Annotated in this window: 17 protein-coding genes; 10 read left to right on the forward strand and 7 right to left on the reverse strand. The window is 37.0% G+C overall.

Annotated elements, in window-relative coordinates; translation table 11 throughout:
* Positions 1-8: 8 nt before the first annotated feature.
* Positions 9-755, reverse strand: a complete 747-nt coding sequence (locus A3EE_RS0118405) for a zinc ribbon domain-containing protein (protein ID WP_018344915.1) — start codon at positions 753-755, stop codon at positions 9-11.
* On the reverse strand, positions 756-1,859 hold the full coding sequence (locus A3EE_RS0118410; RefSeq protein WP_018344916.1) for a Nif3-like dinuclear metal center hexameric protein: 1,104 nt from the start codon (positions 1,857-1,859) through the stop codon (positions 756-758).
* A 64-nt stretch (positions 1,860-1,923) separates the two neighbouring features.
* On the opposite strand from A3EE_RS0118410, the gene lpxK reads away from it, so the two are divergent.
* From lpxK to A3EE_RS0118430, 4 genes are read left to right on the forward strand one after another with little or no spacing between them, the layout of a single operon-like run.
* Positions 1,924-2,964: a tetraacyldisaccharide 4'-kinase gene (lpxK, locus tag A3EE_RS0118415; protein ID WP_018344917.1), complete on the forward strand. Its 1,041-nt coding sequence runs from the start codon at positions 1,924-1,926 to the stop codon at positions 2,962-2,964.
* Positions 2,965-3,020: 56 nt separating this feature from the next.
* Positions 3,021-4,958: a putative porin gene (locus tag A3EE_RS0118420; RefSeq protein WP_018344918.1), complete on the forward strand. Its 1,938-nt coding sequence runs from the start codon at positions 3,021-3,023 to the stop codon at positions 4,956-4,958.
* 6 nt (positions 4,959-4,964) lie between these two features.
* The gene (locus tag A3EE_RS0118425; RefSeq protein WP_018344919.1) at positions 4,965-5,441 is read left to right on the forward strand and encodes a hypothetical protein; all 477 of its coding nucleotides are present in this window, start codon (positions 4,965-4,967) and stop codon (positions 5,439-5,441) included.
* Between the two features lie 50 nt (positions 5,442-5,491).
* Complete coding sequence (locus A3EE_RS0118430; protein WP_083921294.1) at positions 5,492-6,418, forward strand: tetratricopeptide repeat protein; 927 nt, start codon at positions 5,492-5,494, stop codon at positions 6,416-6,418.
* Between the two features lie 31 nt (positions 6,419-6,449).
* Here the strand turns inward: A3EE_RS0118430 and A3EE_RS0118435 are convergent, their stop codons facing one another.
* The 4 genes from A3EE_RS0118435 to A3EE_RS0118450 form a co-directional block, all read right to left on the reverse strand.
* Positions 6,450-6,650, reverse strand: a complete 201-nt coding sequence (locus tag A3EE_RS0118435; protein ID WP_018344921.1) for a hypothetical protein — start codon at positions 6,648-6,650, stop codon at positions 6,450-6,452.
* Between the two features lie 20 nt (positions 6,651-6,670).
* Positions 6,671-7,636, reverse strand: coding sequence for a ligand-gated ion channel (locus A3EE_RS0118440; RefSeq protein ID WP_018344922.1), 966 nt, complete (start codon positions 7,634-7,636; stop codon positions 6,671-6,673).
* The gene (locus tag A3EE_RS0118445; RefSeq protein WP_018344923.1) at positions 7,623-9,845 is read right to left on the reverse strand and encodes a gliding motility-associated C-terminal domain-containing protein; all 2,223 of its coding nucleotides are present in this window, start codon (positions 9,843-9,845) and stop codon (positions 7,623-7,625) included. Before A3EE_RS0118445 ends, A3EE_RS0118440 begins: the two co-directional genes overlap by 14 nt.
* 68 nt (positions 9,846-9,913) lie before the next feature.
* Entirely contained in the window at positions 9,914-12,124 is a 2,211-nt protein-coding gene (locus A3EE_RS0118450; protein ID WP_018344924.1) for a T9SS type B sorting domain-containing protein, read from the reverse strand.
* A gap of 301 nt (positions 12,125-12,425) precedes the next feature.
* Here A3EE_RS0118450 and A3EE_RS0118455 point away from each other — a divergent pair, with 301 nt between their 5' ends.
* Positions 12,426-13,472: a PorP/SprF family type IX secretion system membrane protein gene (locus tag A3EE_RS0118455; protein ID WP_018344925.1), complete on the forward strand. Its 1,047-nt coding sequence runs from the start codon at positions 12,426-12,428 to the stop codon at positions 13,470-13,472.
* Between the two features lie 42 nt (positions 13,473-13,514).
* Positions 13,515-16,208, forward strand: a complete 2,694-nt coding sequence (locus A3EE_RS0118460) for a LysM peptidoglycan-binding domain-containing protein (protein ID WP_018344926.1) — start codon at positions 13,515-13,517, stop codon at positions 16,206-16,208.
* A gap of 518 nt (positions 16,209-16,726) precedes the next feature.
* Here A3EE_RS0118460 and A3EE_RS0118465 read toward each other — a convergent pair.
* Entirely contained in the window at positions 16,727-17,080 is a 354-nt protein-coding gene (locus tag A3EE_RS0118465) for a hypothetical protein (RefSeq protein ID WP_245553862.1), read from the reverse strand.
* 142 nt (positions 17,081-17,222) lie between these two features.
* Between A3EE_RS0118465 and A3EE_RS0118470 the strand changes: the two genes are divergently transcribed.
* Genes A3EE_RS0118470 through A3EE_RS0118485 form a run of 4 tightly spaced genes read left to right on the forward strand, consistent with a single transcriptional unit; the run spans position 17,223 to position 22,515 of the window.
* Positions 17,223-19,256, forward strand: a complete 2,034-nt coding sequence (locus A3EE_RS0118470; protein WP_033418287.1) for a BatA domain-containing protein — start codon at positions 17,223-17,225, stop codon at positions 19,254-19,256.
* A 6-nt stretch (positions 19,257-19,262) separates the two neighbouring features.
* Positions 19,263-20,528: a dihydroorotase gene (locus A3EE_RS0118475; RefSeq protein WP_018344930.1), complete on the forward strand. Its 1,266-nt coding sequence runs from the start codon at positions 19,263-19,265 to the stop codon at positions 20,526-20,528.
* Positions 20,528-21,499: a glycosyltransferase family 2 protein gene (locus A3EE_RS0118480; protein ID WP_018344931.1), complete on the forward strand. Its 972-nt coding sequence runs from the start codon at positions 20,528-20,530 to the stop codon at positions 21,497-21,499. The genes A3EE_RS0118475 and A3EE_RS0118480 overlap by 1 nt, the downstream gene beginning before the upstream one ends.
* Positions 21,496-22,515 carry a glycosyltransferase family 2 protein gene (locus tag A3EE_RS0118485; protein WP_018344932.1) on the forward strand — a complete coding sequence of 340 codons (1,020 nt, stop codon included), beginning with the start codon at positions 21,496-21,498 and terminating at the stop codon, positions 22,513-22,515. Before A3EE_RS0118480 ends, A3EE_RS0118485 begins: the two co-directional genes overlap by 4 nt.
* Positions 22,516-22,677: the final 162 nt, after the last annotated feature.

Below are 22,677 nucleotides of genomic sequence, written 5' to 3' on the forward strand. Positions count from 1 at the left end.
AGGATTATTTATTTTTTTAATGTTTCCATTACAAATTCAACATTCGCTAAAATACGACCACAGTGTTCGCACACAATGATTTTTTTTCTCTCACGAATTTCACCTTGACGTTGTGGCGGAACTGTGTTAAAGCAACCACCGCAAGCGTTACGCTTAACAGAAACTACTGCAAGACGGTTACGATAATTTTCAACTAATTTTGTATATGAATTCAATAAACGCTCTTCAATTTGCTTAGAAGCTTTTTCGCGTTCTTTATTCAATTTAACTTCTTCATCCTGACTTTCAGAAACGATTACTTCTAATTCTTCTTTCTTGTTTTCAAGATCTTTGCGACGTTCGCTAAGGTTGAAGTCTGTTTTTTTAATTTCTTCCTTTTTAAATTCAATCTGCTGTAAAGCTTCTTTAATTTTTTTGTCAGAAACCTGCATTTCTAATTGTTGCAGTTCAACTTCTTTACTGATCGCATCAAACTCGCGGTTGTTACGCACGTTTTTTTGTTGCTCTTCGTATTTCTTTATAAGTTTTTCAGACTCTTTAATACCATTCTTAAGGTTTTTAATACCTTCTTCCATAGTAGTAATTTCACCTTCATGTTTAGCTAAACGGGTTTCATAACCAGCTAATTCATCTTCAAGATCTCTTACTTCTTCAGGTAGATCTCCTCTTACCTTGATGATTTCATCTAACTTTGAGTCGATTGATTGAAGCTTGACTAAAGCATCTAATTTTTGAGCGATTGTAGATTGTTCCATTTACAGTTTGTAATAACCGATTGGGTTTGTATGAATACTCGATAAAACGACTGCAATATTAACGAATTTTTTTGTCAAAACACTCATTAAAAGTTCTTTTGTGTGAATTTCGCTCTCATAGTGACCAATGTCACATACCAGTATGCGATCTTCTGCATCAAAAAAATCATGATATTTGAAGTCGGAAGTGATTAAAACGTCTGCTTTTGAGGCAATTGCATTTTTCAATAAGAAGCTGCCCGAGCCACCACACAGGGCTACTTTTTTAATTTCTCCTTTAAAAGAAGTTGTAAACCGTACACACGACAAGGATAACTTTTTAGAGATATAGGCCAAAAAAGCATCCGTTGACATAGCTTCATCTAATTCACCAATAGATCCGCTACCAACATGCATAGTTGCATTTCCAAGAGCAACCAGATCATAAGCCGGCACTTCATACGGATGGTGTGCATGTAAAGCAGATACCACCTTATTTTCAAGATGATTCGGGTATATAATTTCGATCCTGTTTTCAGAAACATGTTCAGCAGTATTGGCTTGTCCGATTGACGGATTTGCTTGATCATTTGGCTTGAATGAACCGGTACCGGTAACAGTATAAGAACACTCGCTGTAATTGCCTATAGTGCCTGCACCTGTAGCAAAAAGACCTTGCAATAGCTTGTCTGTATCAGCAACCGGAACAAATGTAACGAGCTTAGAAAGAGTACCTTTTTTAGGCGCCAGGATCTGTGTATTTTTCAATTCTAACTTTTTAGCAAGCATGCCGCTTACACCATCTTCCAAATTATCTAAGTTGGTATGAATGGCATAGATAGAGATGTTGTTTTGAATGGCTTTTATAATAATGCGTTCAACATAGTTTGCACCGGTGATTTTTTTTATCCCGGAAAAAATTACCGGATGATGCGCCACAATAAGGTTATAACCTTTTGCAATGGCTTCATCTACAACGTCTTCAATTACATCCAAACACACAACTACACCTGTACATTCCTGTTGTTTGTCGCCTACCAATAAGCCACAATTATCATAGGATTCCTGATATGCAAGCGGGGCATATTGTTCTAAATAAGAAATAAGATCAAGGATACGTGGCATAAGATTTGTGATAATGGACCTGACTTTGCAATTTGCTTAAAATTTAACCAGCTATAAATATAACGTGATTTTTCTTAAAATTTTATTGTGGCCGTTTTCAATTCTGTATGGTTGTATTGTAACCGGCAGAAATAAATTATATGATTTAGGCTTATTTACAAGTACCGATGTACCTGTTGCGGTTGTTTGTGTAGGCAATCTGAAAGCCGGAGGGACCGGTAAAACTCCATTTACACAGTATCTTCTGGATACCTATTCTGAGACCCATAAAACCGCTGTACTAAGCCGTGGTTATGGCAGAAAAACAAGAGGTTTTGTACTTGCACAGGCTCAATCAACGGCTGTTGAAATAGGTGATGAGCCATTGCAGTTATTTGCTCATGCGCAGGATCGCTATCATGTAGCTGTGTGTGAAGATCGAATAGAAGGTGTTAAGCGTTTGCTCGAACTAGTGCCGGACTTAAAACTGGTGATTTTAGACGATGGTTTTCAGCATAGAAAGATCAAGCGCGATGTTAATGTTTTGCTGACAGAATACAACGATCCTTTTTATACAGATATGCTCTTGCCGTCAGGCAGATTGCGTGAATCCAGAATTAGTGCTGCAAGAGCGGATGTAATTGTGGTAACAAAAACTCCGCCTGTATATAAACCATTGCCGCATCAGCGATTTATTTCTTATATCAAACCACGTGTACCGGTACATTATACCGGTATTATTTATGGAGATATAACACATCAAAAGGGAAAAACAGATCAGGTAAAATCAATTATTCTTGTTACTGGCATTGCAAACACGCAGCCATTAGTAGATTATTTAAAGGAAAAACAACTTGATATAATCAAGCATTTTAATTTCTCAGACCATTATTCATTTTCGCTTCAGGATATTGAAAAAATCGAAAACGCACGAAATAAGGATGAATCAATTCAGATCGTAACCACTGAGAAAGATTGGGTTAAAATTGTACCTTTGTTGGATCAATTAAATATTACTTCCGGCTGGAACTACTTACCGATTAGCTTGGGGGTTTTCAGCAACGAAAAAGTATTACTTGATCTGATACAACAAAAAATCAGTAAAAGACTTTATAGTCTTTCGTAAATTATAGAATGCTACATACAATACGTTTACACTTCTGCTATCTGTCAGCATTTATCATGTTGGGAATATTTGGTTCTGTTCAGGCCCAAATATTAAATGATACCACACAGCAATTATACGGATACCATAGCTTGCGTTATGGCACAGAAGCAGATGTGTTTTTAAACAGAGGATTGAAGCGTGAAATAGATAGCAGTCTGGCAAGTATCCAGCGTTATGGTTTTATCTACAAGAACAGTCAATTTAGCCAGGATCTTGGCAATTGGGCAACTCCGTTGAAGTGTGTGACATCTAATCTTCCCAATCAATTGGGTGTGCAGACCGGCTTTGGCGTATTTGATGCCTATGAATACAAAGCAGATGATGTAAAGTATTTTGATACCCGTTCGCCATATGCTGAGTTGAAGTATTACCAAGGCAGCAGAGGACAACAGAGTCTGGATATAGCTTTTTCGAGAAACATTAATGCGCAATGGAATGTTGGAATTGATCTGCGACGCATTGTTTCAAAAAAAATTGTAGGATATGTACAGCGTAACGATAGACAAGCAGAAAACTATGCTTTTGACTTTTATGTTTCGCATCATTCCAAAAACAATCGATACTTTTTATTGGCAACATTTAATTATTTAGAAGCACATAATTTTGAGACAGGCGGTATTCGTCCGGATTCAACCGATGGTAAAGCGGATGATAAGAATGATTTGTTTGAGAATCAATTGGAAAAAGTTTGGTTTGCTTATCAAAGTACACGTTCACTTGATAAACGCTATAATTACAGGGTGTATCAGCATTATGGAATACTACCAAATCAAAAGCTGCAGGTGTTTTACCGCTTTGATTATTCATACAGAGTAAATCGTTACAATGATAATGCATTGGTTTCGAACGATACGTTTTATACGCGTTTTGCAGATTATAATACAAAAGGAGTTTACAGCAATACACAGATTTCGGATCGCAGCGATTTTAATCTATTTGATAATCGAATGGGGCTCAAAGGTTCTTCCGGAAAGCTTTTCTATGCTGCTTATTTAAAGAGCAGATATGTAAAGATGCGTCAGGGCTATGATTACAGAGATTCTATTCCTGTACTTAATAGTTACACAACAGAATGGTATTTGGCCGGACAAGTAAGACGGTATTTCGATACAACGAATACAGGATATGTAGAAGCTCTTGGAGAGTATGGTTTCGAAAGTAAAAATAATTTAAACCCGGATCCGAAAAATAATTCTATGGCAGCCTTTAATCTGAAGTATAAAGGGTTTTCAGCTGTAGCATCTATGTGGGCAGTATCTCCAACGTTGCTTCAAAGTGGTTATAGAAGCAATCTGGTATCTTGGGATACGTCGTTCAATTTACAAAAAACAAAGCATCTGTTTGTTCAGTATGCCTTCACCAAAAGAAAGGTGGATATCATCCCATCCATTGCATATAACTCATACAGTGATCTGATCTACTTCACCGAAGCAGGAACACCAACTCAGTATACAGATGGCGCAATCATGCACATACAGCCTAAATTAGGATTACGTTTTAATTTGTGGAAGATTCATATCTATAATGAATTTCAATACAATTATAAGGATAGCAATAAGGGCAATGGAAAGGATATTTTACAAATGCCGGAATATGTTAATGCAACGCAATTGTTCATAGAAGCCTGGTTGTTTAAACGTGCTACGTTACTACAGACAGGTTTTGATGTGTTTTATAAAAGCTCATACAGAGCAAATGCATACAATCCATTGTTACAGCAATATTATGTAACCACACAACATGGCAGTGGTGCATCTGATTTTAATTACGTGAATGAATATGTAGTGGTAGACTTTTTTGTGAACATGCAGATCCGCACGGCGCGTCTGTTTATTAAAATGTCAAACCTAGCAGCGGGCTTAGGACAACCAAAAGGATATTTCACTACGCCATATTATACAGGTATTCCCAGAACAGTTGATTTTGGTATCAGCTGGAGATTCTTTGATTAGCAGACTATGAAAGCCGCTACATTAAATGAATTGAAAAAAGAATTAACCGGTTTACCTGCAAAGGAATTGGTTGAGATCTGTTTGCGGCTTGCTAAATACAAAAAGGAAAGCAAGGAACTTTTAACTTACCTGATCTTTGAATCGGACAACGAAGCCAATTACATTGCCGCGATAAAAGCCGACATCGACGAACAATTTGAATTGCTTAATACAAGCAATCTCTATGTAGCTAAAAAAGGACTTCAGAAAATTGTTCGATCCATTTCAAAATACATTAAATACTCGGGCATTAAGCAGACTGAAATTGAAGTACTCATCTATTTTTGTCAGATGGTGAAAAAATCAAGGATACGCATCACTCAGAATACCGTGATTGAGAATCTCTACAACAGACAACTAGCTAAAATAGAAAAAGCATTGAACAGCCTGCACGAAGATCTACAGTTTGATTATCAGCAGGAGGTTGAAGGGCTTTATTTGTAAAAGAAATCTGTGTTCTTATTACTATGATACAAGCTTAAATAATTTTCATCATGAAGTTTAATAGTCTAATTGCGTTTATTTTTCTGATCATAATGGCAGGATGTATTGGAGGTAAAAGACTGACCGAAATAGAAAAGGCAGATGCAGAACGTTATTACATAAAAGCATGGACAATTCTTCAAAACACCACGCAAAATACCTTATCTAGGGCCTCCGCTACCGAAGCATTGGAGTATATAAATAAAGCCATCAAATTGAATGATTCTGAATCCAAATATTTTCGTGTAAGAGGAACATCTTATTATCATCTTAAAGATTACGATTCGGCACTTAGTGATTTTAATAAGGCAATATCATTAGATCATACCAATGGACTTGCATGGATGAACCGTGCAATTTTGTATGAGAATACAGCCAGATTTGATCTTGCAGAAAGAGATTATTTATCTGCATTAAATTATGATATGGAGAAGACAACCGTATATTATAATTTAGGTTTGCTTTATGATAAATGGGGGAAAGATAGTTTGTCATTACATGCATATGATGAGGTAATTAAACTGAATCCCGCATATGAAGGAATTTACGTGAATCGGGGTGAAAAGCGCATGCGATGTAGGTTATACGAAGGAGCAGTTTCGGATTTTAATAGTGCGCTGAAGTATGATTCAACAAATAAGATGGCTTTTAATAACAGAGGTCTTAGCAAGTATTACTTGAAACAATATGAAAGTGCTATCCCTGATTTTAAAAAGGCATTGTCTATTGGCGCAGATGCAGCTTTTTACGAACACTTTGATACGGATCTATATTCCTATAATAATATGGCCAATTGTTATTTTGCTTTAGGGAATATAGAAGAAGCGTGTAAGAACTGGAAAATTGCTATTCAAAAAGGATACAAATATCAAAAAGAATGGAATGAAGAGTATAACATAGACGATCCGAATGAACTGATATTAAAATACTGTCATTAATCTAGTGAATGATAGTATTTATTAAAGTTTGCTACAATTCAAACAACTCAAAATCATCGCCTTTTCCATAGGCAATAAATTCCTGTAGCTCATATTTTTCAAGGCTCAGCAGATCTTTTATCAAAAAATTATTTTCAGAAATTCGTTTTAATACAATAAACTCATGGCGTTCACCATAATTAATTATGTAGTATTTTTTTCCTAGGCGTATTGTATCGATTGAAATGGACATGCTATGTTATACTATAATTATTAAAAGAATGCAGCCATCGAAACAAAGAATATATTTAATGATATATATATTGAAATCATAACTCGTGAACCGTAATGATTTAAATCGTGCGCTTTTTTAAGCTTTTTTTGTTCATATAATTTCACACAATAAGCATTTAGAAATATAGTGAAGAAGATGAATAGAAATGTGATTGAATGTAAGGTGTCAACCAATGTATAGTCGGATGTTTCAGGTAATAAAGAATCAATAATGTATTTATTACCCACTGCAGCAAACAGACCACCTACAGGTAAGGCAAAGCGTGATTCGACTTCTTTCACATCAATAAAGAAACTGATACTGCCAATAAAGAATGCAATGTACATCCCCAAAAAGATCTTCATGAACAGCCCCATTGCATCGCGCTCTAAGGTCATTTTGATATTAAATGTGTCGTATTCGGATTTAGAATTTTTAACCCGTGGATCGCCAAAAGAAGTATTGTATTCATTGGTGCCACGCATCACATGGAAATCTTTTATTTTCCAGCCGTCAACATTCATAGTAGGAGCAAAGCTACTTCCAACCGAATCAACTTGATATACCAGCCAGTTTTTATCGTACATGGTATTTTCGATCGATACAACAATATTCTGTTCATCAAACGGGTAATCATTGACGTTCCATGATTGCTTCATTACAGATTTCATTTTCATCAATACCCACGTTTTTCCATTGATCGTATCAACCAGTACATCCGGCTTCTCAATGTTTTTTGCATTGGGTACTTCTACCTGATTGGTAAAATCGAAGTTTGGATTATTATGTAAAAACCACAACCAAAAGCGCATGGTATATTCTTTATCATGAAAATTGATATCATGCAAACTCAAGATGTAACTGCCAACCATTACAGTATCGGGAGTTCTGGGTATTGCCTGCAATTGAAGTGTTGTAAAAAGCAGGAATAAAAAAAAGAGTATTTTATTTTTAATGAAGCACATGCAGCCAACCTTTAAAGTTCTTTTTATTTTTATGATGTGTTAAACTGAAATAATAGACGCCATATTCTAATGGATCTGTAGTCCAGTCGTTGTTGTAATTGTCATTTGAATAAACCAATGCTCCCCATGAATTATATATTTTTAATGCATAGGTATTTTTTTGCAGATCTTTAATTTCAAAAAAGTCATTCATGCCATCTCCATTGGGAGTAATTAAATTATATACTTCAATGTATATAGAGCAATCAATTTCTGTTGAAATTTTATTTATACAGCCTAAACTATCTGTCAATCTAACCCAATACATTCCATCTTCCGTTTTTACGGTTTGCAGATGTTGATTGAAACTTCCATCAAACCATTCGTATCTGGAGTAGTTTGATGGTGCAATTAAATCAATCTGTGTTGTAGAACAAAATAATTTTTCATCTCCGGGTAAATGGTTGATGGTACCGTGAGGAAGAGGCAGTATACTGATTTGAACAGAATCTTTAACAGTACATCCATACATATCTGTTGCCGTGATCTTGTAGGTATTTTGATTGGATACAACAATACTATCCGTGGTAGCGCCGTTAGACCAGTTGAAGTTGCTGAAATCAGGGTATGTTTTTATTGTTAAGCTTGTATTTCTACAAATACTGTCGTCGTCGTTTACAATGATCGACCCTGACGGAGGAAAGAATCCAATGTGGATGGTATCTTTAAATGGACAGTTTTCTTTTTTTACAATTACAGAATAGGTACCGGAATCCTGTGTGAAAATCTTTGCAGTTGTTTCTCCATTAGGTGACCACAAATAACTGTCCTTTTGTATTCCCGCAGAGAGTTCAATAGATGAATTGGAACAAATAATTGTATCTGAACCTAGTTTTGTAAAACCAAAATCAGAAAAATATCCATAACGGAATCCGGTCTTATCGGGCAAACCATTCATAAGTCCTAAATGAAAATATCCGCTTGTGTTTTTTAATAGGTTTGCTTTGAGTGCAGGAATTTGTGTATCAGAATATTCAATGCTTGCAAATAGCCAATTGCTTGATCCGGGAACAACGCTAAAATCGGTAGCTTTCACAAAGGTTGTACTGCCGTTTAATACAAAACTTCCTTCGGATCCGCTTCGTGTTAAAATATTCAATACAAGATTTTCATCGTTCGAGCGGATAAAGCCTACCTCCTTAGATCCTGTACAATTGATCTGCGGTAGAATTGCTTCGGCTAACTCATCACCGAATCCGGTAACATGCAATACATATATAGGCTTCGAAGATGTAATATACATAGTCTCCAAAATTTCGATCTCCACTTGTGCTCCTTTATTAAGTGTTGTAATTGGAGTTGGATTTCCTTTTGTAAAAATTTCAGTATTGTCTTCGGTTGCAAGTATGTATGCAAAATCGTTTCCTGTTTGCGTATTCAATATATGTCGTATAACAATGTATTCTGTGCCAAGCTGAGAAACGGGAATTAGTTGATCACCTCCCAGATCCCAGTTATTTCCTTTAAACATAGAATCATCTTTTACGGTCACACCAATTGGTTTGTCTGAGCTGATATGAGAACCGGTAGGTCTATTGATTGCTTCGATGTAAAACGCCTGACAACTCCACGTTTCACCTTTGTTTAACGTAATCGTAAATGGTACCAATGGTATATGACCAATGATGGGAGTAGTCGGAGTAATGGTAATGTGTGTATTATCTTCCGTAGCTACAATGTCAAAGGTAGCACGGGCATTGATACCTGGATAGTTATCAAACCGGGTTTGAAACGGTGTGTAAAATTCTGTTCCCAAAGCATTCCGGCCTTTGAATGCAAACAAATCACTATTTGTTCCAGGTGCATAGCTGCTGGCTCCATAGACTTCATAGTAAATATATATTTCATTTGTTGAAACAATATGCAAGCCATTGGGTAATGCAACATTGGTTTGCTCGTTTTCAATTTGATTCAGCCAGGATGAAATATCGAGTGAATAAGCACTATTGGCCGCTAGTTGAATCTGAATAGGAGTAAAGCTGCTCTTTGCAGGAATGTCAACTGTTATGGTTGCTGCAGCATCGAATGACTGAAAACGAATATAAACAGGCACTCGCCCGTTTGTTGGGTTCACATAAGGAGCAGCAAACCAAAATTCTTTGTCTATCTGAGCAAAAGATGCGTTTGATAGAAATATAAATAAAATAGCCAGTAGCTGCCTGTACATCATAAACAAAAATACTAAGTATTTAATACAAATTAAACACCCTGTAGCAATGATGTATTAAATACCTGAATTTAGTGCAGCATGGTTGCTGTACCTGTTTTGTTGAATGTGAGGCCATCAAAAAATTTACCTTCAACCGTATAGGTATATACGTTATTGGATTGTTTGCCCTCGTTGCTTTTTATATCGCCCGCCCAGCCGGTAGAATTGGCTTCAACAAAAGATGTTGTATGGTAGACCAATTGTCCCCATTGATTGTAAATTCTGAAATTGAAACCGTTTTCCTGAATCAATGTGCCATATACCTTTAACTGTTTATTCTCGGGGTTTGTAGCCTGAGGCGAAAATACATTCGGAATAAATAATGCGTGAAGATCTTCAAGTCTGTGTGTAATATTTACCGTATCACTGTTTGTACATGTGTAAAAATTGTCTGTTGCAAATGCATACACAGATTCATCAGAAGTAGATGTATACTCTAATCCGTATGCTATGATTGAGTGGGTAAATACCTCGTACCAAACTACCGTTACACTGGGCTTATTATGAATGTCTGCTTTTAACACAAGCGGGTTGCCGCCATATCCAATGGTATCAGATCCGGAAGCAATTTGAATATACGGCCGATACCCAACCAGATTTACTGGTACAGCAGGACTTACACAGCCATCTCCATCTGTGGTACTTACAGATATTAAATAGGTACTGTCTTTTAAAGAAATGTTCAATTGGTTTCCCGAGATTACTCCTTGTGCCGGAGTGAAATTATATATGTATCCGCCTCCGGATCCCCCGGTTGCAAAAGCTTCTAAAACAATGGGGGTATCTACGCAGCTTAGCGTATCTGTAAAATTGGTTGTAGTAGTTAATTCAAAAAGGTTTGTCACATTTAACGAATCTTTTAATTTACAACCTCTGCCATCTGTTGCTGTTACAACGTATTTAAATACACCGGCTGTATTAAGAGTTGCTGTAGGATTTTTGATATTTGCATCACTTAAGCCTGTTATGGGCGACCACTTCCAGGTGTAGGTGGATGGGTAAGACGGTGTTAAAATAGTTGGGTTTAATTTAGCCGGAGAGTTGAAACAGACTACTGTATCATTTCCCGGATCTAAACCAAAATATGGATTTACAAAAGGAGCTAATTGTGTGATTTTAGTTGATACAGAGCTTGCACCTCCACAGCCCATCGGATCTGATACAATAACTGAATAGGTGTTCAAACCTACTATTGAAGGGGTCGCAACCGGATTGCTTATATTCGTAGCAGAAAGATCTGAATTGGCTGTCCATGCATAGGTGTATGTACCTGTGCCGTTTGTTACGGTTGCATTGAGTTGAACAGAAGTACCGTTACAAATAGTAGTGTCTTTGGTAATTTTTACAATCGGAGCAGCATTAAACGCGACTTTTACGGTATCGGATTGTGGACATTTTGTTCCGCTGTTTGTAACAACAAGCGAATAGGTACCGCTGGTGTTTACAACAATGGATGTAGTGGTTTGACCGGTGTTCCATTTATACGAATACAATATACCCGTCGGAGAAGTAGGTGATGAAAGAGATACATTTGTGCCTGAACATTTAACAAGGTCCGGTCCAAGGTTTACTGAAAATGAATTGTCGCGACGGAAATTTTTCTGAGCAGTTACCTCACAGCCAAATGAATTTGTTGCTGTAACAAAAAAGGAGGTCGTAGGTTCTGAACTACTTAATAATGCTGTTGTGAAGACAAGAGAATTTGATGTGCCCACCAGATTTGAAGTACTGTTTTTATACCATTTATAATCTGTATGATTGGGACTTGCTAAAAAGGTGCTGTCCTTCAATCCGCATATATAAATGTTCGTAGCTGCAATAGGTACACCGGCTGTTGTCGTGATCTGCAAAGTTGAAGTGGTAGCATACACGAGCTTAACTGTATCCGATGCTATTGTCCATGTAGATGTCGAAGTATTGTAATACTTGATGGTTGCGACCCATCTGCCTGCATCTGGAGTATTTATTTGATCTCCGGTTTGTCCACGTAGTGAATCTAAGTTTTGCCATTCAGTAGGAATATTTATTCCTGTAGGTGGTGTTGGAGAAGTGTTTGAAGCTTGTAAGTTGTAAACAGAGTTAAAACATACATTTACTGTTTTAGAAGGCCCCGGAATGATTGTGACTCCATTTACTTTAATAGACACAACGATTGGAGCTGCTGAATAAGTTGTAAAACTTATTAAAACAACAAACAATACTGCTAAAAATACACGCGATATGTGAGTTAAATATCTCATTAAAGTCGGGAACTTGATCTTACAAGATACGAAAATTTCGTTCTCAGGTTTTAGATGTGTTTAAAATACACTATTTGGAATTATTCCCCTGTGGATTTTTTTTATACAAAACCATTAAATTGATTGATTTGCAGATATTTTTTTGTATTTATGTATGAATTTCAAATTTTGGATACTGTTTTTAAGTGAATTGAGATGCTTTAATATGTAAACCATTATTTGGCATTACGTATACCTAGTAAAAGTTATTAACATAAATTTAATTATGAATTAATGCTTTTAGAACAGGTTAACTAAATATATGATTAAAAAAATTGCATGTAGTGTTTACCTAACTTTTTTCACGTTGATTTTTGCAACGGTGGGACAGGACGCTATTTTTTCTCAATATTATGCATCCGGATTATATTTGAATCCTGCCTTAGCTGCCGCTGAACCTACAGTGAGCCTTGGTTTTAACTCTAGAGTACAATGGAAAAGTATCATTACTCCATATACTACAAATCAAGTATCACTTATCGCTCCTATATACAAGTCTTCAGATAAAAGTGTTAACCTCGGAGGCATCGGTGTTTCTGTTTTTCAAAACAAAGCAGGCGAGATCGGCTTAGTAAATACTGGAGCGAACATCACGGGTTCCTATGTAATTCGCCTCGACGAAAAAAATCATATTCTTACAGGTATTCAAATTGGTATATTGCAGAAAACCATTGATTTTACTAAAGGACAGTGGGGGTCTCAGTTTGATGTTTCCAATGGATACGATTCAAATATTCCTTCGGGGGAATATAATTTCGTATCTTCTAAAACTTATATGGATGTTAATTTTGGCGCCGTGTACTACCACAATCCGCGACGAAATATAACGGAAGTAGGTAAGAGTTTTTATGCAGGCTATTCGGCGTATCACTTTAACAGGCCCAACGAATCTGTTATTGGAGATCAAAAAAGTGCCTTGCCGGTTTTGAATAAATTTATACTTGGCGGTGAATATTCATTCAATTCTTCATGGAATATTTCTCCGAATGCATTGATCGCTATGCAAAACGCTTCCATGCAGATCAATGTTGGTTTGTACGGTACTTATTCGTTTGGCAATGCCGAAACAAATACGGTTTTACCTACGAAGTTATTTGCAGGTACATGGTATCGTGTAAAGGATTCCTTTATAGGTTCAATTGGTTTTGGAAATAAATTTTATACGTTTGGCTTAAGTTATGATTTAAATAGCTCAACCCTCAGACAAACGTCTACATCCAAAGGCGCGGGTGCATATGAGATTTCAATTAAAATTATGTCACCTAGAATTGAAAAAGTACATCGTGTGTATCAAACTCCAAGGATCTAAAGCAACGTATCGTTGAGTTTGTCCGTTTAATTAAAGCATATCATGAAAAAGGTATTTTCACTCATAGCAATTTTGGTTCTTGCAGCTTGTACTGCAATGCCTCTATATGCCCAGAAAAAGAAGGGTGCAGGTAAAACGCATGCATCTCAAATTAAAGGGGATGAGCATTTCTCTAGATATGAATATTATCTTGCTGCCCAGGAATATAAGCTGGTTGTTGATGTAGAACCCAATAACTATTATTGTGTATACAGACTCGCTGAATCGTATCGCGAGTATTTTGATTATGCATCCGCTGAAAAATATTATAAAATAATTATTGCCAAAGCTTTACTGGAATACCCGCTGGCTCGTTTTTGGTATGCAATTACCCTAAGGGATAACGGCGATTATGAAGATGCTCAGGCCCAATTCAAACTGTTCGTTAACGAATATAAAGAAACAACGTTAGCGGCCGAAGAATATAAAGATCGTGCTCGTAAAGCAATTGTCGGTTTGACGTTGGCTAGAGAAGAAATGAGTAAACCGCAGCGCGATTATACGTTTCATTGCATGCCTGAACCGATCAATACCATTTATTCAGAATATTCTCCGGTTATTGTTGGACAAACGGATTCCATCATAGCATTAACTTCTTCCAGAGAAGGAGCAACGGGGCACGTAAGTAACAACATGCTTGGTGGAAATTTAAGTGATACCTATCGTTTTATTTACGATGGCACCAATTGGGTGCCGTATGTACCGGAAGATAATTTTGTGTTAGCAAACTCTATTTACAATGAGAGTCCAGGTTCATTTACAGGAGACGGTAAGAAATTTTATTTTACACGTTGCGATGAAAAAATAATCATTGGCAATTACGAAGAATACAACTGTGTTATTTATGTAATGACAAAAGATGCAGCTGGACAATGGACTGCACCTGTTCGTCTGAACGAAAATATCAATATGAAAGGCCAGTGGAATAGTCAACCTTCTGTTTCTCCGGATGGTAATATTTTGTTCTTTACGTCTAAACGTCCCGGTGGTATTGGTATGCACGACATCTGGTTCTCTACATGTACTAAAAATGATAACTGGGGACCTGCATCTAACTTAGGACAAGGTGTCAATACCATCTTTACAGATATGTCGCCAAGATATTATGCTGAAGATCGTTTGTTGTATTTTGCATCCAATGGACATGAAGGTTTTGGAGGTTTGGATATTTTTGTTGCGAAAGAAGAAGACAATTTTGAAACGTCTAAAAACATCGGAATGCCCTTTAACTCTCACCGCGATGATTTCTATTTTGTATTGGGAAATAAATTCGGTTACCTGTCTTCTAACAGACAAGGCGGTGTAGGTAACGATGATATTTATAAATTCAATATTATACCAAAAGAAGAAGCTGTAATAAGTAAGATCGATGTAGACTCTATTCCGGCAGATGTTAAAAGCATTGCGGTGGTAGGTACCATTGTAAATGACAAAGGAGAGAAGGCTGCTAATGTTGAAGTGGCTCTAACAGACGAACACGATACACATCTTAAAGTAACGAAAACAAACAGTGAAGGGGTTTTCAGATTTGATAACTTACCTGCTGATAAAAGTTACAAAGTTGTATTGATCGAAAAGAATTCAAAGGTTACACAACAAATTACATATTCTGTGGATACCGTTATGGTACTGTCATCTACCGTAGCTGCAAACAGAAAATTGTTTGAAAATATTTATTTTGATTTTAATCAGGCTGAACTCAGACCGGAAGCAACGAAAACACTCGATGATCTGGTAGCTTATGCAAGCCACAATCCTCAGATACAAATTGAATTGAATGCAAATACAGATGGTTTGGGTACAGATACATACAATCGTGTACTATCTGAAAAACGTGGTCAGGCTGCAATTGATTATCTGGTGAGTCATGGGGTAGACCGTTCTCGTATTGTAATGAACCCATTGGGTAAAGAAAGACCGTTGACTTCGAATGATAATGAGATCGGCAGACAGCTAAACAGACGTGTAGAGTTTTATATTCTTGGCGGTGTTGGTTATGAAACGAAGAACATGACCTATGTTGTTGAACCGCAAACTACAATTTACGCGATCGCTAAAAAATTCAATATGACAGTTGAAGAAATACGTGAAATAAACGCATTAACTTCAGATGATGTCATACCATTTACACCATTAAGAGTGAAACGTAACGTAGGCGATAACGACATCATTGCGCAGGTTTCTATGACTGAGTCTATGACCCTGAAAGATGAGAAGAAGAACAAGAAATACTACAACAACCTTGCTGCTAAAAATGCTGCTGTAGATGAGTCTATGAATAGAAACAACATTGATATCGCTGAGAAGAATGAAATCATAGCAGAGAAGAATGTTGAGATCTCTAAAAATATTGAATTAAAGAAAAGTCAAAAGGTTTCATTGAAAGAAGGTGAAGATTTGTATAAAGTAGCTCCTAAAAATACCTTATTCTCAATTGGTAAATTGTACCACATGACAGTTGCTGAAATTAAGACATTGAATAATTTCTCATACGATACTATTTATGTAAACCAATTGGTAAAAGTAAAAATTGGCATCCATCAGCCTACAGCCAATGAATACCTGGTGAAAGAAGGAGATACCCTTGAGAACATTGCTTATGCGCATGGTATAACGGTTGAACAGATCATGGCATTGAATCCAATTCAGGGATATACATTACAGCGCAACATGATCCTGAGATTGCGAAAAGATTAATCAACTTTATGGATAAACAAAAACGGACAGCTTCCACTGTCCGTTTTTTTGTTTATATCCGGTTATACGAATGCTAGTGTTTACCTTACTTACCTAACCACTACTCAACCCATTGTTGTGCCATCGGCCAACAACCCGGTACTCTGTGATGTTAAGTTACCTCAGCTGATAACCTCTGTTCTCGCCGTTGTTGTGCCTTTTCGGCCAACTACTAACTGCTTATTACTCCTTAAAATAACTACTATAATTCTTATAATAGAATAAAATATTCTTCACATGCGTGCTTGTTTCCTGACCGAGGCAATATCCATGTTTACAGACTGAGGTTATTATAAAACTTCAACTCACTTTGGGCTAAGACTATTTTTAAGGGATTTGTAACGAAGCTCTTCTGGATTTGTAATCCAGAAGCCAGATAAAAAGGATTTGTAATCCGATTAAGAAATATTAAAAAGCGAATGCCCATTTCTGAACATTCGCTTTTTAATACTCTGTACTTAATACTCTATACTCCGTACTTATTTCTTCAATCTCAAGAATACTTTCGTAATGAAACCTGACTTATCGCCCAAACCACCAGCAGTAGAAACAACTTCGTATCCTTCGCTATCTAATTTGTTTAATGTTTTTACAAGTAAGTCACCGTTATCATCTATATGATGATCTTTCATTTCATTTGCATATGGAAAGAATTCAGTTTTTCCATTACCGTAATGTACGTGAAGACCTTTATCTTCGTAAGCAGGCAACTCATAGACATCAATCACTACATACTGACCTTTATCTTCTTGTTTTTCATCTTTAGCTCCAGTAAAAGCGGAAACACCTATAAATAAAGAGGCAGCCGAAAGAGCAACGATTGAATACTTCATGTATTTATTCATAAAACATGTGATGTTTAAATTGTTAATTAATAAGGCATGAAACTACGTATTTAACCTGAAATATTCAATTTTTTTAGTATTTGATTCTTTAAATAGCCAAACTCTGATAAATTTTATAGATTTGTCTGTTATGACCTTTCTGAATCCATTCTTTTTATTTGGCCTTTTAGCTATTGCAATACCCATCGCTTTGCATCTATTTGATTTGCAGAGGCCCAAGAAGATGATTTTTACCAATGTGGCATTTTTACGAGAAATCATTCAGCAACAATCTTCAGCCCGCCGCATCAAACATTGGCTTACGTTATTAGCTCGTATTCTATTCATTACATTTCTAGTTCTTGCTTTCGCTCAGCCGATTATTAACGCAACTTCAAATCAAAAAACACCGGTTGGTTCAAGTGTTCAGGTATATGTAGATAATTCATATAGCATGCAGAATGAGTCGGATCAGCTTGCATTGCTGGATCAGGCTTCAGGCTTCGCCCAACAGCTTCCAAATGCCTACAGCGCTTCTACAACATATCGTTTATTTACCAATGAATTTTCAGGTAATGACTGGCAATACCACACCCGCGATGGATATCAGGATCTGTTAACGGAGCTGGACTATAACGGACAATCAAGAACAGCTAAAGAGATTGAGAGAAGAGTCGTTTCTTCCGCTTCTAAAAATATCAAGTCGAGTCAGGATGTATTTGTATTCTCAGATTTCCAAAAAAGTTATTGGAATGAATTGCTTGCTTCCAAACCCGACTCTCAAATTAACTGGCATTATATCCCGATTCAAAGTTCAGAATTATTGAACATTGCGATTGATTCGATCTGGCTTGAAACACCTTTTATACAAGCCGGTAAACCGAATAAATTGTTTATGCGTGCAAAAGGTTACGGCAAAGGAAAGCGTGAAACGATTTGCAAGCTTCTCATAAACGATGTACAGGTTAGTACTACTGGGATTGAAGTAACGGGCGGACAAGAGTTAACAGCAGTGTTTGATTTTACGTTGGATCAGCATTCAACTTATAAAGGTGTGATTCGTTTTGATGATTCACCGATTACGTTTGACAATTCTTTTTACTTTACATTGAATAGTGCGCAGTCGATTAATGTTACAAACCTATATCAATCAGGTGGTAATTACCTGACGAAAGTATACAGCAACGAAAAACTGTTTGTATTGAATTCATATTCGTACGCTACCATCGATTACTCCAAATTAAACCAGTCGAATCTGGTTGTTGTGGAAGAATATTCGAACACAAATAAAGCACTGGCCCAAAACTTGAAACAGGTATTAGCCAAAGGAGGCAATGTAGCATTGTTCCCGCCAAATACTACAGATTGGGTGGCTTGGCAGGATTTTATGAAAGAACTCTCTGTATTGGTTAAACCTACATCGCTTGTAGATTCCACAGCTAAGCAGGCATGGTATGTACAGTTCCCGGATACCGATCAGCCGTTCTTTAAAGATGTGTTTGCAGATAAAAGAAAGTCATTAACAGAAATGCCATTCAGCATTCCTTTATTCGAAACCGTTTCTCCGGGTACAGTATTGTTGCGCTATCAGCAAGGCGCTCCGTTTCTTACGCAGATTCCTGCAGGTAAAGGAAACATCTTTGTCTTCAGCGGTTGTCTGAGTGATAAAATGTCGTCGTTACAGCGTCATTCTATTTTTGTACCTGTAATGTATACCATTGCCTTTAATGCACTTCCTAAGAGCAATCAGTTGTATTACCGAACAACCGATCAAAGTGTTGTTGTGAAATCTGCATCAACCAATCTTTCACAAGTACAGGTTACGAAGGATTCCTTATCGTGGCTTCCCATACAAAATATCCGTGAAGGGGAGATTATTCTGGATCTGCCTGATGAGATCAAGACTTCCGGATTCTATTCTATTAAACAAGGGGATAGTACACAAGCTATATTGGCGATTAACTATGGCCGCGGTGAATCAGATTGTACTCCCATATCGAAGGATGAATTGTCTGCATGGGCAGAAGGTAAATCAAATGTTCATGTGCTAGATGCTGGAAATCAGATCGATTTTTCTGATGAATTAAAAAGCTTGCGCGATGGCAAGCCATTGTGGAAATATTGCATTATTTTAGCATTGTTTTTCCTGTTGGCTGAGGTTCTATTATTGAGATTTCTGAAATAAAAATATATGGCTGGTATCGTAATCCGTTCTGCTGAAATAATCGATTCAACATCTGAGTTGAATGGTAAGGTCCGTTCAATTTTAATTGAAGACGGAATTATCAAAAAGATAAGTGAAAAAGAATTATCGGCAGATACCATTATAGAAGGAAAAGGGTTGAAAGTGTCGTTGGGATGGATGGATATGCGTGTTACTACAGGCGATCCGGGCCACGAATACAAAGAAGATCTACACTCTGCATGCAACGCGGCTATGCAAGGCGGATTTACTGCCATAGCGGTATTGCCAAACACTACACCGCCGATGCAAAGCAAAGAATCGGTTGAGTACGTTAAAGGAAAAACAAGAGAGAAATTAGTTGATGTATATCCCATTGCTGCCTTAACGCTAAACAATAAAGGCGAAGAGCTTACAGAGATTCTGGATATGAATGCTTCAGGCGCACTGGCATTCACAGATGGTGTAAAACCGATCTGGCATTCGGATTTATTATTACGTGCGTTGTTATATCTGCAACCGATCAACGGACAATTGATCGAACATGCAGAAGATAAATATTTGAGCCATGGCGGACAAATGAACGAAGGTAAGACCAGTACCATGCTGGGCTTGAAAGGAATTCCGAAATTGTCTGAACAGATCATTGTGGAACGCGATCTTTCTATTTTAGAATATACAGGTGGCAAAATTCACTTCGCACATATTTCCAGTCCGAAGTCATTGGAGTTAATTAAAGAAGCGAAGAAAAAAGGCTTGAATGTAACATGTGATATTGCATCATACCAATTGGCGTTGGATGATACCTTACTGGATTCATTTGACACCAACTTAAAAGTAAATCCTCCGTTGCGTTCCAAAAGAGATATCGACGTATTCTGGAAATACCTGAACGATGGGACAATTGATGTGATCGTATCGGATCACATTCCGCAGGATACAGAATGCAAAGACCTTGAATTTGATCAGGCTGATTTTGGAATGATCGGTATGGAAACTTTATTTAGCGTTGTTCACGCCCACAACACCAAAGTGGAGCTTTCAAAAATTATTGAAAAAATTACCATCGCACCAAGAAATGTACTAGGTATCGCTCTTCCGCAGATCAAAGAAGGAGCAAAAGCAAACCTGACTGTTTTTGATTCGGAAAAGGAATGGATACTAAGTAAATCAGATTTACGTTCTAAGTCGGTTAATACTCCTTTCATTGGCAAAAAGATGAAGGGCAGAGCTGTAGCTGTAATAAATAACAAACAACTGACTCGTGTACAATAATGAATAACTACCCTAAAGATATATCTGTTGTTATTCCTCTTTATAATGAAGAAGAATCCTTACCTGAACTGGAATTGTGGTTGAGGGAAGTGATGCTGAAAAACAATTATCGGTACGAACTGATCTTTGTTGACGATGGAAGTACAGATAATTCCTGGGATGTACTTACAAAGTTGTCATTGCAAAATTCAAACATTCATGCAATACGTTTCAATAGAAACTATGGCAAGTCTGCCGGCTTGAACGTAGGATTTAAAGCAGCTAAAGGCGAAGTGGTTATTACCATGGATGCGGATCTGCAGGATAGTCCGGACGAAATTCCGTCTCTATATAAAATGATTATCGAAGAGAAATATCATTTGGTATCTGGCTGGAAAAAGAAGCGTTACGATCCGCTAAGTAAAACAATTCCTACAAAATTATATAATGCTGCAGCACGTGCTATGTCAGGCATACAGTTAAATGATTTCAACTGTGGATTGAAGGCATATCACAACAGAGTAATTAAATCGGTTGATGTATACGGAGAAATGCACCGATACATTCCGGTCATTGCAAAATGGAACGGCTTTAATAAAATAGGTGAGAAGGTAGTTGAACACAGAGCTCGTAAATACGGCGTTACAAAGTTTGGTCTGGAACGTTTTCTATATGGTCCATTAGATTTACTTTCTATTTCTTTTGTAAGCAAATTTAAAAAGCGCCCGATGCACTTTTTTGGTACTATGGGCATGTTGTCTTTTCTCTTTGGTTTTGGAAGTACCATGTATCTGATTGCAGATAAATTATATCACATTTATTTAGGTGATGGCCACTACAGAGATGTAGTGAACAATACCTGGTTTTATCTGGCATTAGTGGCAATCATCATTGGTGTGCAGCTGTTTTTATCCGGCTTTATCGGTGAAATGATGATTCAGCAATCCGATAAGAAAAATGATTACCTGGTTTCAGAAGAAATTGGTTCATGAGATTTTATTCCATTGTAATACCGGTTTATAACCGTCCGGAAGAGATCAAAGAACTTCTGGAGAGCTTAACCAAACAGACATACACAAACTTTGAAGTTGTTGTTGTTGAAGATGGTTCAACAGATTCTGCTGAGCAGATTGTTAAATCGTTTCAGGATCAATTAAACATTAAATATTTTTTCAAAGAAAACACCGGTCAAGGTTTGTCACGCAACTTCGCTTACGAGCGTGCTTCCGGAGATTACTTCATTGTTTTTGACAGTGATTGTTTAATACCTTCTCATTACCTGCAAGCAGTAGAGGATAGATTGAACACAGACTATCTCGATGCTTTTGGCGGTCCGGATAGAGCAGATACATCTTTTACACCGGTACAGAAAGCCATTAGTTATTCTATGACGTCCTTGTTTACAACAGGTGGTATTCGCGGAAATAAAAAAGGAGTAGGTGTATTCCATCCGCGAAGTTTCAATATGGGAATTTCAAAGGAAGTATGGTTACGCACGCAAGGCTACATCATTACTCGCAAAGGCGAAGACATAGAATTTAGCATTCGGATCATGAGCTATGGCTTTAAAGTAGGCTTAATTGAAAATGCCTATGTATATCATAAACGCCGTACGAGTCTGAAACAATTCTACAAGCAGGTACATTTCTTCGGTACCGCACGAATCAATATTTTCCGCTTTGCACCGGCAGAATTAAAGCTGACACATTTCTTTCCAATGTGTTTTGTCTTGTACTCTTCACTTACTGTATTATTAGCAGCATTGAATACATCCATTGGCTTATTGTCATTCTTCTTTTTAGTATGTTATACCGCAGCCATTTTTATAGATGCGACCTTGAAAAATAACAGCATATCCATTGGTGCGTTAAGCGTACTTGCAGCCTATACACAGTTGTGGGGTTATGGCATCGGCTTTATGAAAGAAGGTCTGAATGAACTTGTTTCACCAACCCGTAATGTGATGAAAGAGATGTTGCGGAAGAAAAAGGAGAGCGCGGGGGAGTAAGGTTTTTATAATATACAACAGGCCACGGTGAGGAATGAAAAAAGATTTAATAGGAATTTTACTTTATATAAGTATTCCAATAAATATTATTTTATCAATATTGACACTTTGCATGAATGTTGGTTCAATTATAGAAATCTATAATTGTAGCGTGTATCTAAA

The organism is Cytophaga aurantiaca DSM 3654, from assembly GCF_000379725.1.
Classification (GTDB): Bacteria; Bacteroidota; Bacteroidia; order Cytophagales; family Cytophagaceae; genus Cytophaga; species Cytophaga aurantiaca.

What these genes read in the sequence shown, in the direction of transcription:
- A3EE_RS0118480 (WP_018344931.1), top strand. Translation starts at nt 20,528, where the DNA reads ATGAATAACTACCCTAAAGATATATCTGTTGTTATTCCTCTTTATAAT.
- A3EE_RS0118405 (WP_018344915.1), bottom strand. Translation starts at nt 755, where the DNA reads ATGGAACAATCTACAATCGCTCAAAAATTAGATGCTTTAGTCAAGCTT.
- A3EE_RS0118420 (WP_018344918.1), top strand. Translation starts at nt 3,021, where the DNA reads ATGTTGGGAATATTTGGTTCTGTTCAGGCCCAAATATTAAATGATACC.
- A3EE_RS0118450 (WP_018344924.1), bottom strand. Translation starts at nt 12,124, where the DNA reads ATGAGATATTTAACTCACATATCGCGTGTATTTTTAGCAGTATTGTTT.
- A3EE_RS0118445 (WP_018344923.1), bottom strand. Translation starts at nt 9,845, where the DNA reads ATGATGTACAGGCAGCTACTGGCTATTTTATTTATATTTCTATCAAAC.
- A3EE_RS0118485 (WP_018344932.1), top strand. Translation starts at nt 21,496, where the DNA reads ATGAGATTTTATTCCATTGTAATACCGGTTTATAACCGTCCGGAAGAG.
- A3EE_RS0118460 (WP_018344926.1), top strand. Translation starts at nt 13,515, where the DNA reads ATGAAAAAGGTATTTTCACTCATAGCAATTTTGGTTCTTGCAGCTTGT.
- A3EE_RS0118440 (WP_018344922.1), bottom strand. Translation starts at nt 7,636, where the DNA reads ATGTGCTTCATTAAAAATAAAATACTCTTTTTTTTATTCCTGCTTTTT.
- A3EE_RS0118425 (WP_018344919.1), top strand. Translation starts at nt 4,965, where the DNA reads ATGAAAGCCGCTACATTAAATGAATTGAAAAAAGAATTAACCGGTTTA.
- A3EE_RS0118465 (WP_245553862.1), bottom strand. Translation starts at nt 17,080, where the DNA reads ATGAAGTATTCAATCGTTGCTCTTTCGGCTGCCTCTTTATTTATAGGT.
- A3EE_RS0118435 (WP_018344921.1), bottom strand. Translation starts at nt 6,650, where the DNA reads ATGTCCATTTCAATCGATACAATACGCCTAGGAAAAAAATACTACATA.
- A3EE_RS0118475 (WP_018344930.1), top strand. Translation starts at nt 19,263, where the DNA reads ATGGCTGGTATCGTAATCCGTTCTGCTGAAATAATCGATTCAACATCT.
- A3EE_RS0118430 (WP_083921294.1), top strand. Translation starts at nt 5,492, where the DNA reads ATGAAGTTTAATAGTCTAATTGCGTTTATTTTTCTGATCATAATGGCA.
- A3EE_RS0118455 (WP_018344925.1), top strand. Translation starts at nt 12,426, where the DNA reads ATGATTAAAAAAATTGCATGTAGTGTTTACCTAACTTTTTTCACGTTG.
- A3EE_RS0118470 (WP_033418287.1), top strand. Translation starts at nt 17,223, where the DNA reads ATGACCTTTCTGAATCCATTCTTTTTATTTGGCCTTTTAGCTATTGCA.
- A3EE_RS0118410 (WP_018344916.1), bottom strand. Translation starts at nt 1,859, where the DNA reads ATGCCACGTATCCTTGATCTTATTTCTTATTTAGAACAATATGCCCCG.